This window comes from Streptomyces bathyalis, from assembly GCF_015910445.1.
GTDB lineage: Bacteria > Actinomycetota > Actinomycetes > Streptomycetales > Streptomycetaceae > Streptomyces > Streptomyces bathyalis.
Genome location: NZ_CP048882.1, coordinates 2,259,338 through 2,271,604 on the forward strand (window position 1 = coordinate 2,259,338; position 12,267 = coordinate 2,271,604).

Annotated in this window: 12 protein-coding genes; 6 read left to right on the top strand and 6 right to left on the bottom strand. The window is 69.9% G+C overall.

What is annotated here, in order from left to right; genetic code table 11:
* Positions 1-213: 213 nt before the first annotated feature.
* Entirely contained in the window at positions 214-1,344 is a 1,131-nt protein-coding gene (locus G4Z16_RS09610; RefSeq protein WP_197350440.1) for a ferritin-like domain-containing protein, read from the bottom strand.
* A gap of 238 nt (positions 1,345-1,582) precedes the next feature.
* Between G4Z16_RS09610 and G4Z16_RS09615 the strand changes: the two genes are divergently transcribed.
* The 6 genes from G4Z16_RS09615 to G4Z16_RS09640 all read left to right on the top strand — a co-directional run bounded on the left by G4Z16_RS09615 (position 1,583) and on the right by G4Z16_RS09640 (position 6,432).
* Complete coding sequence (locus tag G4Z16_RS09615) at positions 1,583-2,539, top strand: AurF N-oxygenase family protein (RefSeq protein ID WP_197350441.1); 957 nt, start codon at positions 1,583-1,585, stop codon at positions 2,537-2,539.
* A gap of 36 nt (positions 2,540-2,575) precedes the next feature.
* Positions 2,576-3,331 (top strand): TetR/AcrR family transcriptional regulator, encoded by a 756-nt coding sequence (locus G4Z16_RS09620; protein WP_197350442.1) that lies wholly within the window; start codon positions 2,576-2,578, stop codon positions 3,329-3,331.
* Between the two features lie 62 nt (positions 3,332-3,393).
* On the top strand, positions 3,394-3,870 hold the full coding sequence (soxR, locus tag G4Z16_RS09625; protein WP_197350443.1) for a redox-sensitive transcriptional activator SoxR: 477 nt from the start codon (positions 3,394-3,396) through the stop codon (positions 3,868-3,870).
* A gap of 27 nt (positions 3,871-3,897) precedes the next feature.
* On the top strand, positions 3,898-4,161 hold the full coding sequence (locus G4Z16_RS09630) for a hypothetical protein (RefSeq protein WP_197350444.1): 264 nt from the start codon (positions 3,898-3,900) through the stop codon (positions 4,159-4,161).
* A 181-nt stretch (positions 4,162-4,342) separates the two neighbouring features.
* Positions 4,343-5,194 carry a protein kinase domain-containing protein gene (locus G4Z16_RS09635; RefSeq protein ID WP_197350445.1) on the top strand — a complete coding sequence of 284 codons (852 nt, stop codon included), beginning with the start codon at positions 4,343-4,345 and terminating at the stop codon, positions 5,192-5,194.
* 143 nt (positions 5,195-5,337) lie between these two features.
* Complete coding sequence (locus G4Z16_RS09640; RefSeq protein WP_197350446.1) at positions 5,338-6,432, top strand: C40 family peptidase; 1,095 nt, start codon at positions 5,338-5,340, stop codon at positions 6,430-6,432.
* Positions 6,433-6,568: 136 nt separating this feature from the next.
* On the opposite strand, the gene G4Z16_RS09645 is transcribed toward G4Z16_RS09640, so the two are convergent.
* Genes G4Z16_RS09645 through G4Z16_RS09665 form a run of 5 tightly spaced genes read right to left on the bottom strand, consistent with a single transcriptional unit; the run spans position 6,569 to position 12,169 of the window.
* Complete coding sequence (locus G4Z16_RS09645; RefSeq protein WP_197350447.1) at positions 6,569-7,825, bottom strand: styrene monooxygenase/indole monooxygenase family protein; 1,257 nt, start codon at positions 7,823-7,825, stop codon at positions 6,569-6,571.
* A 46-nt stretch (positions 7,826-7,871) separates the two neighbouring features.
* Positions 7,872-8,513 (bottom strand): GTP-binding protein, encoded by a 642-nt coding sequence (locus G4Z16_RS09650; RefSeq protein ID WP_197350448.1) that lies wholly within the window; start codon positions 8,511-8,513, stop codon positions 7,872-7,874.
* Complete coding sequence (locus tag G4Z16_RS09655) at positions 8,494-8,904, bottom strand: DUF742 domain-containing protein (protein ID WP_028434234.1); 411 nt, start codon at positions 8,902-8,904, stop codon at positions 8,494-8,496. The genes G4Z16_RS09650 and G4Z16_RS09655 overlap by 20 nt, the downstream gene beginning before the upstream one ends.
* Positions 8,901-9,458, bottom strand: coding sequence for a roadblock/LC7 domain-containing protein (locus G4Z16_RS09660; RefSeq protein ID WP_197350449.1), 558 nt, complete (start codon positions 9,456-9,458; stop codon positions 8,901-8,903). Before G4Z16_RS09660 ends, G4Z16_RS09655 begins: the two co-directional genes overlap by 4 nt.
* A complete protein-coding gene (locus G4Z16_RS09665; RefSeq protein ID WP_246530761.1) occupies positions 9,455-12,169 on the bottom strand; it encodes a sensor histidine kinase in 2,715 nt (904 codons plus the stop codon). The genes G4Z16_RS09660 and G4Z16_RS09665 overlap by 4 nt, the downstream gene beginning before the upstream one ends.
* Positions 12,170-12,267 lie beyond the last annotated feature (98 nt).

Sequence of the window (12,267 nt, forward strand, 5' to 3'; positions counted from 1 at the left end):
CCCGCAGCTGTGCCTACTGGCCGAAGCACATTGGGTGCTCAAAGCACCCGAAGAGTAATGACACCGGTCATTACTCCCGATCCCCTTCAAACTACGTCGCTGGCGTCCCTTGTGCCACACGTACGCCGTGTTTCGCCCGAGGCTTTCCGGTGACGCACGAAGGCCCCGGGTGCGCAGCAGCGCACCCGGGGCCCCAAAGCCCTGCCGTCAGCGTCAGCGCCCGGAGTCGGCCTCCGCTTCCTCGCGCTCACCCTCGGCGATCGCGTCGGCGACCTCGGTGGTCCTTTCCGCTTCCTCCGCGGCGAACCGTTCCGCATCCAGCTTCTCGGCGATCTCTTCATCCTGGGCCATGAGCAGGTCCAGGTTCTGGTTCCCCATCTCGAAGACGCCCATGTCGACGTAGGCGCGCTGCAGCCGCTCGCCCCACAGCCCGATGTCGCGCACGCACGGCACGATGCGGCTGAAGAGCAGCTGCCGGAAGAGCTTCAGGAAGTCCGACTGCTCGCTGAAGGCCTCGGCCTCCTCCTTCGGGACGCCGAAGTTCTCCAGCACCTCGACGCCCTTGAGGCGGTCCCGCATGAGGTAGCAGCCCTCGATGACGAAGTCCTCGCGCTCCCGCAGCTCCGCGTCGGTGAGCTGCTTGTAGTAGTCACGCAGCGCCATGCGTCCGAAGGCGACGTGCCGGGCCTCGTCCTGCATGACGTAAGCCAGGATCTGCTTGGGCAGCGGCTTGTTCGTCGTGTCGCGGATCATGCCGAAGGCGGCGAGCGCCAGCCCCTCGATGAGCACCTGCATCCCCAGGTACGGCATGTCCCAGCGGGAGTCGCGGAGGGTGTCGCCGAGCAGCGACTGGAGGTTGTCGTTGATCGGGTAGACCATCCCGATCTTCTCGTGCAGGAAGCGCCCGTAGATCTCGGCGTGCCGGGCCTCGTCCATGGTCTGCGTCGCGGAGTAGAACTTCGCGTCCAGGTCGGGGACGGACTCCACGATCCGCGCCGCGCAGACCATCGCGCCCTGTTCGCCGTGGAGGAACTGGCTGAACTGCCAGGACGCGTAGTGCTGCCGAAGATCGGCCCGCTCGGAGTCGTTCATCTTGTCCCAGTAGGACGTGCCGTAGAGCGACATGGCCTCGTCCGGGGTGCCGAGCGGGTCCTTCGGGTCCACCTCGAGGTCCCAGTCGATGCGGAGCTGCCCGTCCCACTGCTTGTCCTTGCCCTTCTGGTAGAGGGCGAGGAGACGGTCGCGTCCGTCGTCGTAGTCCCAGCTGAAGCGGGCCGCCCCCGAGGCCGGCACCTCCCACTCCGCGGCTCCCGGACCGTGGACGTAGAGGTCGTGCGTGGACATGGACGCCTCCTGACACCGGGCTGCTGGGGCCCTGCCCGGGGCAACCAGGGCCCGTGAGCAGGTAGTTGGCAGGCTCACACGCCTGTTACCACCTGGTCAACAAGAGCTGCGCAATGTGTGTCGCAGGGATTGACTCGCTTACTGACAGGCAGTCTCATAAGACCTGACGGCCTTGGGGTCTCCCCGGGCCGGAGACCGAGGGGAAGTAACTTCGGTAACTCACGAAGAGGTGCCCAGCATGACGATCACCCCTGACACGGCCACCGACGAGAAGACCGGTATCCAGCCGCTCCGGGACGCCCTCGGCCTGCTCAAGGACCGGGAGCAGGTCGCCGAGCGCCTGCTGGACTCCTCCAAGAAGCACTCGTTCGACCCGGACGAGGAGCTGGACTGGGACGCGCCCTTCGAGGAGGGCAAGTGGTTCTGGCCGCCGGAGCTCGTCTCGCTCTACGACACCCCCATGTGGAAGCGGATGTCCGAGGAGCAGCGCCTCGACCTCGCCCGCCACGAAGCCGGCTCGCTCGCCTCCCTCGGCATCTGGTTCGAGGTCATCCTGATGCAGCTGCTGGTGCGCCACATCTACGACAAGCCGCTCACCAGCAGCCACGTGCGCTACGCCCTCACGGAGATAGAGGACGAGTGCCGGCACTCCAAGATGTTCGCCCGGCTGATCACCAAGAGCGGAGTCCCCCCGTACCCCGTCTCGCGCCTGCACCACAACCTCGCGCGGCTGCTCAAGTCCGTCTCCACGACCCCCGGGTCCTTCACCGCCACGCTCCTCGGCGAGGAGATCCTCGACTGGATGCAGCGCCTGACGTTCCCCGACGAGCGCATCCAGCCGCTCGTGCGAGGCGTCACGCGCATCCACGTCGTCGAGGAGGCGCGGCACGTGCGGTACGCGCGTGAGGAGCTGCGCCGCCAGATGGTCAGCTGCCCCCGCTGGGAGGCGGAGTTCACCCGCATCAGCTCGGGCGAGGCGGCCCGCGTCTTCTCGATCTCCTTCATCAACCCGGAGGTCTATACGAACGTGGGCCTGGACAAGCGCGAGGCGATGGCGCAGGTCAAGGCCAGCGGACACCGCCGCGAGGTGATGCAGACCGGTGCCCGGCGGCTCACCGACTTCCTGGACGAGATCGGCGTCATGCGCGGCATCGGCCGCAAGCTGTGGGTCAGCTCCGGTCTCCTGGCCCGGTAGGGACCCGCCGGGAGGTGTCCCGGTTACGCTCGTGGAATGAGCAGCAGCGGCACGGCACCGGCGTATCGCAGGCTGAGCGTGGACGAACGGCGTACGCAGCTGATCGGCACCGCGCTCGGCCTCTTCGCCCACAATCCGCCAGAGGACGTCTCGCTCGACGACGTGGCGGCCACCGCCGGTGTCTCGCGCCCGCTGGTCTACCGCTACTTCCCGGGAGGCAAGCAGCAGTTGTACGAGGCGGCCCTGCGCAGCGCGGCCGACGAACTGGAGCAGTGCTTCGCCGAGGCCCAGACCGGGCCGCTCACGCGGCGGCTCGTGCGGGCCCTGGAGCGCTACCTCGCGTTCGTCGACCAGCACGACGCGGGCTTCATGGCTCTGCTGCAGGGCGGCAGCGTCGTACAGACCTCGCGTACGCACGCGATCGTCGACGAGGTGCGGCGGGCCGCCGCCGACCAGATCCTCTTCCACCTCGGCTACCAGCCGGGTGGCCAGGTGGCGGGTCCCCGGCTGCGCATGACGGTCAGCACGTGGATAACGGTGGTCGAGGCCGCGTCCCTGATGTGGCTGGACCAGGACAAGCAGCCGCCCGTCAACGAGCTGCGCGACTGGCTTCTGGACCACTTCGTCGCCCTGCTGATGGCGTCCGCCACGAGGGACGCCGAGACGGCCCGGATCGTCCGGCACGCCCTTGACCTGGAGGAGGGCGACGGCCCGGTCGGCGAGCTGGCCCGGCGGATGCTGCCCGTCGTCGGCGACAAGGGACACCTCCTGGACGTCCCGGGCAAGGCCTGACCGCAGGGGATGGCCGGAAGAAGGAACTTAAAGAAAGCTTGAAGAACTCCTATCCTGGCTCCATGTCCACCCAACTGTCCTGGCAAGCCAAGGAGGCCACGGTCGGCGAGCTCGCCGAACGCGCCGGAGTGGCCACCTCCGCGCTGCGCTACTACGAGCGCGAGGGTCTGATCCACAGCCGCCGGACCCCCGGCAACCAGCGCCGCTACAGCCGCGACACCCTGCGCAGGGTCGCCTTCATCCGCGCCTCCCAGCGCCTGGGAATGCCGCTGGCCGCCATCCGTGAGGCGCTCGCGCTGCTGCCGGAGAACCGCACGCCCACGCGCGAGGACTGGGCGAGGGTCTCGGAGTGCTGGCGTGAGGACCTCAACCAGCGCATCAAGCTGATGACGCAGCTGCGCGACCATCTGACCGAGTGCATCGGCTGCGGCTGTCTCTCCCTGGAGCACTGCGCGCTGGCCAATCCCTACGACAAGCTCGGCGAGGACGGACCCGGCCCGCGTTCTCTCGCGGGCTGCGCCTCGGACGAGTGCGGCTGACCCGGAAAGCGGAGGCTGGAGCAGCAAATGCGCAGCGAGGACAGCGTTTTCGTCGGCGGACCGCTGGACGGCCGCATCTTGCCGGTGCTGACCGGGATCGACGGACGTCCACCGAAAAGTTACGAGGTGCCCGTACCGTCCGCGGACGACGGGCCCGCCGTGGTCCACGTCTACCGGCTGGAACCTGCCGCCTTCACACCCCGGCTGGGCATCCCCCGCGGCTGGCGCTACGTGCACGAACCTGACGGACGCCCCCGCGGGAAGCTCCGTTGGCCGTGGAGCCGGGACTAGCACGGGCCGCCCGCGATCCGTCCGCCCCCGGGCCTGGCGGGGCCAGCGGCCGCAGTCGCCTCTGGCACATCCGTGACGATTTCTGAGGCTGACGTGAAGTTTGCGAAGAACTGCGACGGTTCTGTTCCTGCCGTCCCCTTGTACACGCTGTGCGCCTAGGCTGCCGAGCGTGATCCAAGGGATGGCTGGCCTAGGTAGCACAGACCCCCAACAGGTGGGCCCGTACCGCCTCCACGGCGTACTCGGCGACGGCCGTATGGGAACCGTCTACCTCGGGCGGGGGGCACCGCAGCGCGGCGCGCGCAAGCAACTCGTCGCAGTGCGGGCCCTGCGACCCGAGTTGCTCCGCGACCGGCCGCTGCGCGCACGCCTGCGCCAGGAGATGCAGGCGGCCGCGAGCGGCGTGCGCAGTGACTACGTGGCGGACGCGGCCGGCTGCGAACTCGACAGCGCACAGCCGTGGATAGCCAACGCCTTCGTGCCCGGTGTCTCCCTGGAAGCCCTGGTCTCGAAGTACGGCCCGATGCCGGAGTCGTCGGTACGCGCCCTGGGCGGCGCGCTGGCACGGTCCCTGATGGCCCTTCATGCGGCACGGATAACGCACCGCGACCTGGGCCCCCACAACGTGATGCTCGCACTGGACACGCCACGGGTCGTCGACTACGGCCTGGCACTGGGCAACATGAGCGGCCCGGCCACCGACGAAATGGCCGACGACGTCTTCGACCTGGGCGCGACCCTGGTCTACGCATGCAGCGCCCACCAGCCCTTCGCCGGGAACATGCTGCCGATGGCGCGCGAGGATCCCGACCTGACGGGCGTTCCGGACGGGCTGTGCCCCGCGCTCTTCGCGTGCCTGCACAAGACCCCGGAGTCCCGTCCGCCCCCCAGCGTCCTCACGCACGCACTCGACCTCGCCGACACGGCGGAACTGCCCGCCTCCGAGTGGCTGCCCGAGCCGTACGTGCACGAGATCGGGCAAGTGAACGAAGCCGCCCGCCGTGTGATGGGACGTCGCCTCTTCGGCAGGTGACCCGGCCGTCCGTGCGCCGCCGCACGGGCGACGCCCGCGCACCCTTCGGGTGACGGACCGGGAAGAGGGCCGGGCAACCCCGCCGGTAACAAGCACCGCCGTGCACCATCGCTCCGGTAGCGAGTCTGATCGGAGGCGAGTCGGTGTCGTATCTACGTGCCCCACATTCCGTCGCGGCCGGCGCATTGGCCACGGTGGTGGCGGCAGCACTCGCCTTCCAGTCGCTGCCCGTGGCGGCGGACCCCATCGGAAAGCCCGTCAGCGAGCTGCTGCGCGACCTGCGGGTGATGTACGAGAGGACCGAGGCGGCCTCGGACGCGTACAACAGGACCACCGTCAAGCTGACCCGGCAGCGCAAGCGCACGAACGACGCCGAGAGGGCACTCACTTCGGTGCGCGCCGCGCTCGCCGAAGGCCGCACCGAGGCCGGACGCCTCGCCCGCCAGCAGTACCGCCGCGGCGACATCGGCCTCCCGCCCGTGGTGCAGCTCCTGCTCGCCCGCGACGCGCGGAACCCGATGGACGGCCTGCACCTCCTCACACGCGCCGCGGGCCGGCAGGCCCTGACCGTGCAGCGGCTCGTGGCAGGCGAGGCGAGGCAGCGTCAGCTGACGACGCGAGCACGCAAGGCGCTGGCGGGTCAGCAACGGCTCGCGGACCGCAAGAAGAAGCAGCGGGAGACCGTACGCTCACGGCTGCACCGGGTCGAGCGCACCCTGGCCTCGCTCTCCGACGAGCAGCTGACGCGTCTGCGCGGGCTGGAGACGGCCCAACAGGCGGGCGTCCAGCGCTCATTGATGTCCGCGCACGGACTGCACAAGGTACGGCGCACGCCCTCACGCCCGGGGGCGAAGGCGGTGCGGTTCGCGCTGCGCCAGATCGGCAAGCCCTACCGCTTCGGGGCCGAAGGCCCCAGGGCCTTCGACTGCTCGGGGCTCACCTCGAAGGCGTGGCGGAAGGCCGGGCGTTCCATTCCCCGCACCAGCCAGGGCCAGTGGAAGAAGCTGCGGCACGTGCCGATGAACAAGCTGCGCCCCGGCGACCTCGTCGTCTACTACAAGAGCGCCTCGCACGTCGCCATCTACGCCGGACGCGGCAAGGTCGTGCACGCGCCCCGGCCGGGTTCCGACGTCAAGCTCTCGCCCGTCGGCGCCATCCCGTCCGTACGCGGCGCGGTGCGGCCCGACCCGGGGAAGCGGCCGCTGCTCCACTACCGGCTGCCGAAGCCGCTGCGCTGAGGGCACATGAGGCCGGGATCGCACCGGCACCCACGGACCGCGGGCGGGTTCCCCTTCCCCGCCCGTGACGGGCCGCCGCGCCGTGACGACCGGGCGCGGCGGCCGTACCACAGTCCGGACCGGCACGGGGCCGGTGTCAGCCTCCGGCGACGTTGCCCAGGTAGGCCTCGGCCTTCGCCGGGTCGTAGAAGTACTCCTCGAAGTCCGCCGGGTTGTTGAAGCCGTTGGCGATCCGGTCGGCGACGGGCTGGAGCTGACCGGCCGCGCCGATCAGGTTGAGGATGTGCTCGGGCGGCGGGGCCAGCATCGCGTTCGTCCACTTGGTGGTGTGCTGCACGTCCGCCCAGAAGCGGTCGAACGTCTGCTGCATCCACTCCTCGTCGAAGGGCTTGTCGCCGCGCTCCAGGATGGAGGCGAGGTAGGCGGCCGCGCACTTGGACGCGGAGTTCGAACCCTGGCCCGTGATCGGGTCGTTGGCGACGACGACGTCCGCCACACCGAGCACTGCGCCGCCGTCGGGCAGCCGCCCGATGGGCTTGCGCACGGTCGGCGCGTACCGCCCCGACAGCGTGCCGTTGGCGTCCGTCAGCTCGACCTTGGTGGCCCGTGCGTACTCCCAGGGCGTGAACTGCTCCATGAGCTCCAGGGTCTTGGCGAGCTGCTCGTTCGGGTCCTTGATGCCCTGGAAGACATCGAGGGGCCCGCCGGGAATGCCCTCCCAGAAGAGGATGTCGCAGCGGCCGGACGTCGTCAGGCAGGGCATGACGAACAGTTCGCCGACGCCCGGCACGAGGTTGCAGCGCACGGCTTCGGTGTCCGGGTGCTCGGGACGCGGGCCGAGCCCGTTGACGTAGCTGACGGCGAGCGCGCGCTGAGGCTCGTCGTACGGGGAACGCTCCGGGTCCCGCTCGAACATCGAGACCAGCTCGCCCTTGCCGGCCGCGACGAGCACCAGGTCGTACTTCTTGGCGAAGAAGTTGAGGTCGGAGACGGCCGCCCCGTGGATGACGAGCTGGCCCCCGCGCTGCGCGAAGGTCTCCATCCAGCCGGACATCTTCACGCGCTGGTCGACGGACTGGGCGTAACCGTCCAGCATTCCGAGCCAGTTGATCGCGCGCTGGGTCTCACCGGGGCCCTGCACGGACTCCGGGTCCGCCACGGAGACACCCAGGCCCTCGACCTTCGGGGCCTGGCTCTCCCAGAAGTTGACCTCGATGTCGCGCTCGTTCTGCAGCGCGGTGTGGAACTGCATCTGCGTCGACATGACGCGTCCACCGCGTATCTCGTCCGCGGTGCGGTTCGACATGACGGTGACCTCGTAGCCCTGCGACTGCAGGCCCAGCGCCAGCTGTAGGCCCGCCTGGCCGGCTCCGACAATGAGTATCTTCCGCATGGCGGTCTCTCTTCTCCGTACGTGTGCAGTTCCGCGCCGCACCCGTTCAGGCGGGTGTGACGTCCAGGGCGTGACTCACCAGCGCGAGCAGGGACTTCAGTACCGTCGGGCGCTCGCGCGCGTCCATGATCACAACAGGGACGCGCTTGGGAACGGACAGGGCCTCCCGCACGTCCTCGGCCTCGTACGCGGTGGTCCCCTCGAAGTGGTTCACCGCGACGACGTACGGATACCCGCAGCTCTCGAAATAGTCCAGAGCGGGGAAGCAGTCCTCCAGACGCCGCGTGTCCGCCATCACGACGGCACCGATGGCGCCACGCACGAGGTCGTCCCACATGAACCAGAAGCGCTGCTGGCCCGGCGTGCCGAACAGATAGAGCACCAGGTCCGATTCGAGGGTGATGCGCCCGAAGTCCATGGCCACGGTGGTCGTGGTCTTCTCCGGCGTCGGCGCGATGTCGTCCTCGCCCTCGCTCGCCTGTGTCATCAATGCCTCGGTCGTCAGCGGCTCGATCTCGGAGACCGAACCGACGAACGTCGTCTTGCCGACACCGAAGCCGCCCGCCACCACGATCTTGGTGGATATGGGGGCCTGCGAGAGATCCTCCTGCCAGTCCTTCACTCCGGGCGCGGTACCTTCCGCGTTCCTCACTTCTTCCACGACCGGCTCAGAGCCTGCGAAGTCCACCCAGCACCCTTTCCAACAGCGCACGGTCGGGCCGGTCGCTGCCGTGCCCGGTGCCGTGAACGCGCACCCGTCCCTGATCGGCGAGGTCGCTCAGCAGAACCCGTACCACGCCCAGAGGCATCTTCAACAGTGCTGCGATCTCCGCCACCGAACGCATGCGGCGGCAGAGTTCGACAATCGCACGCATCTCGGGCATCACCCGGTCACGCAGACCGCCGGAGGTCAACTCCGGGCGCTCCTCAGGGGCTTCGATCGCCGCGACGATCGTCTCGACCAGCAGCACATGGCCGAAACGGGTGCGGCCGCCGGTGAGGGTGTACGGGCGGACTCTCTTGGACTTGCCGCTCTCACGTCGAACGGGCAAGGGGGGCGGAGAAGCAGCAGGATTCACTGGTCCAGCTCCATCGACGAGCGCAGTTCGGTTCGGAGTTCGGGGGTGAGGACATGGCCGGCGCGGCCCACGAAGAGCGCCATGTGGTAAGCGATGACGCTCATGTCACAGTCCGGCGTGGCGTGCACGCCGAGCAGGGAGCCGTCGCTGATCGACATCACGAAGAGCGAGCCCTCGTCCATGGCGACCACTGTCTGCTTGATCTCCCCGCCGTCCATCAGCTTCGCGGCCCCGAGGGTCAAGGACCCGAGGCCGGAGACGATAGTGGCCAGGTCAGCGCTCGTACCCTTCGGGCTGCGCCTGGGTCCCCTGCGGATGGACGGGACGTCTCTGGCTTCTGTCCCCTCCGCCCGGCGGCCGGAGTCCTCGGGCCCATCGGTCCTGCCGGCGCTTCCGGCATCCGCGTTGTGGTCGGAGGACAGCAGAAGCAGTCCGTCGGACGAGACGACGGCGACGGACAGGATGCCCGGCACCTCTTCGACAAGGTTCTCCAACAGCCAGCGCAGATTGCGCGCTTGGGCGCTGCCGGACGTGCGCGTGGTGGGCGCGTTCACCTGCGAGCCTCCTCGGCGGTACCACCATCGGACTGCGCCCCCGGTTGATCACTCTCGTTCTCTTCAGCGCCGGTCTCCGCAGCCGCGTCACGTCGTCCGTGCTCGGCTCCGCGCTGGAACCCTCCGAGGCGGCGGCGCATCTCCTCGGCGTTCGGGCTCTGCTTGCGCGGCTGCACCGGGTCCGACTGCGCCTCCACGTGATGCGGAGTCCGCTTGGGGAGGCCCTTGTCGGTGATCCTCGGCTGTTCCGGGATCCCGGCGTCCGGTCCGGTTCCGGTCCCGGACCGGGGAGCGGTCTCGTCCCCGGATCCGGGCCGCTGGTCGGTATCCGGTCCGGGATCGGCGTCGGGGCCGGGGTCGTGCCCGGCGCGGGTGCCGGCGTCTCCAGGGGCCCAGCCATGCTCCTCGGAAGGGGTCCTCGGCTCGGGCGGAGCCTCCTGCGCCGGTACGGTGCCCGACTCCCGGAGCGTCCGCTCGGCGGCGGTCACCAGGGGGTCGCCGGCCCGACGGCCGGGCAGGGCATTGGAGTTGGCCTCCGCGACCGAGCCCGGGAAACCCGACGCCGGAGCGGTGGGGACGCGTCCCGACCCGGCCTCGCCCGACGCCGCTGCGACGGGGACGGGCCGTGCGGGCAGCAGCGCACTCGGCACCGCGACGACGGCCGCGATGCCGCCGCCCTGCCTGCGCTCGCGCAGCTGCACACGCAGCCCGTGCCGGGCCGCGAGCCTGGCGACGACGTACAGGCCCATCCCGAGGCCGGCCTCGGAGCTGCGGTGCCCGGTCTGCGTGGCGGCCTCTTCCATCTCCGGGGGCTGCTGCCCTTCGGGCACGCTGAGCCGCGCGTTGAGCGCGGCGAGTCTTCTGCCGGTCACCCCTATGCCCTCGTCCTCGACGGAGAGCATCACCTCGCCGCTCTCCAGCAGCCAGCCTGACAACTCCACTTGTGCGTCCGGCGGGGAGAAAGTGGCAGCGTTGTCGAGGAGTTCGGAGATGAGGTGGCTGAGGTCGTCGGCCGCGTATCCGGAGACCTGCACGTGCGGCGGGAGCGTGCCGAGCTCGACGCGCTCGTACCGCTCGATCTCACTGATCGCGGCGCGCAGTACGTCCAGCAGCGGTACGGGACCCGAGTGGTTCGCGGTGACGTGTTCGGCACCGGCGAGCAGCAGCAGGTTCTCGCTGTAGCGCCGCATCCGCGTGGCCAGGTGGTCGAGCTTGAAGAGCGTGCTGAGCCGGCCGGGGTCGCTCTCCTGGTCCTCCAGGTCCTCGATGACGCCGAGTTGGCGCTCCACGAGACCGAGCGTGCGCAGGGCGAGATTGACGAAGGTGCTGTGCACGGCGCCCGACAGCGCGTCGAGGCGCTCCTTCAGTTCGGCGTACTCGCCGCGTGCACGGTCCCGTTCGGCGGTGAGCGCGTCCTTGTGGCGGACCAGGTAGTTGTTGTCGGCCTCGGCCTCCGCGGCGCGCTCGTGCACGCCGATGACCGTCTGGTGGAGCGTGTTGAGCGAACGTACGACTTCGGCGAACTCGTCGTTCCTGCCGTTGAAGACGACGGGCTCCTCACCCGCCGGGTTCCCCGCCAGCCTCCGCGAACCGCGCTTGAGCACGGAGAGCGGACGTGCCATGGAGCGTGCCGTCTGCACGCTGATGCCGGCCGCGAGGAGCAGGCAGGCGCCGACAAGGGCGATGCGCCACTCCAGGACGGCGACGTCGTCGTCCCGCAGCTGCTCCAGGTGCTTCAACTCTTCGGCGGCGAAGGACGACTGGACGCCGCGCATGCTGTCGATGCGTGCCGAGAGCGTGGCGTCGATGCGGTCGTGGTTCATGGCCTGGTCTTCGGGACTCAGGTACGGCTCATCGGTCAGCCGCGCCAGATAGCGCTCCGCGACGGCGACGTCGGCCCCGGTGACGGTCTTGGCGAAGGAGTCACGGGCCCGGCCGCCGGCGCCGTCGCCGAAGTCGGCGAGCGCCGCCTGCTCCCGCACGCCGGCGCGCTGCGCCTCGGTGGTCAGGGAGCGCTGGGACCCTCCTGCGGCGAGCGCACCGCGCAGGAGCCCGCGCACGGCAGATGCCTGCTCGACGGCCCGGCCGAGGTCGGGCAGCGCGTGCGCCGCCCCGGACCCGATGGAGGATCCGGACGACTCGATCGCGCGCGCGGGCAGGGACCGGGCGACGCCGATACCGACGTCCTGAAGGGTCTTGATGGTGCCCGTGTACGCCTCGTGGATCTCGATGGCGCCCGTGTCCCCCGCCTGCGCCTCCTGGCGGATGCGGGACAGCTTGCCGAGGGCCTCGCGCACGGACGCCGGGGCGGTCTCCCGGATCTCGCTGATCTGACGGTCGACGCGCTGGCGCTGCTCCTCGGTCACTCCGGCACCGTCGCGGCTGGTGCGGCCCGCGGCGACGTACTCGACCATGCCGTCGCGTTCGTCCGCGAGGGCGTGACCGAGCGCGATGGCGTGCTTGTCGAGCTCGGCACGTTCGACCAGTTGCTGGGACTCGTCGAGATCGCTGGACGCAGTGAGCACCGCGGGCGTGCCGGCTCCGAGCACGGCGAGGGAGCAGAGGGCGACGGAAGCCAGCAGCCGGTTCCGGACCCGCGCGCGGCGGGGGCCGGGCGCCTGCGAGGGGCCGCCCTGTGCCGTCGTCCGGTCTCCGGGCCTGATCCGCAGTCGGCCCGTTCCGCCCGGCTTCCGCAGTAGCTTCGTCCGCACCCGTGCTCGCAATCTCGTCGGGGCCTGCACCAGGGCCGACCCGGCGCAGTCCAACCTTGTGTCGCAGGAGCGGACTTGGTCCTGTCGTCCCTTGCATC

Coding starts and splice junctions, on each gene's coding strand:
- G4Z16_RS09610 (WP_197350440.1), bottom strand. CDS start 1,344: ATGTCCACGCACGACCTCTACGTCCACGGTCCGGGAGCCGCGGAGTGG.
- G4Z16_RS09615 (WP_197350441.1), top strand. CDS start 1,583: ATGACGATCACCCCTGACACGGCCACCGACGAGAAGACCGGTATCCAG.
- G4Z16_RS09620 (WP_197350442.1), top strand. CDS start 2,576: ATGAGCAGCAGCGGCACGGCACCGGCGTATCGCAGGCTGAGCGTGGAC.
- soxR (WP_197350443.1), top strand. CDS start 3,394: ATGTCCACCCAACTGTCCTGGCAAGCCAAGGAGGCCACGGTCGGCGAG.
- G4Z16_RS09630 (WP_197350444.1), top strand. CDS start 3,898: ATGCGCAGCGAGGACAGCGTTTTCGTCGGCGGACCGCTGGACGGCCGC.
- G4Z16_RS09635 (WP_197350445.1), top strand. CDS start 4,343: ATGGCTGGCCTAGGTAGCACAGACCCCCAACAGGTGGGCCCGTACCGC.
- G4Z16_RS09645 (WP_197350447.1), bottom strand. CDS start 7,825: ATGCGGAAGATACTCATTGTCGGAGCCGGCCAGGCGGGCCTACAGCTG.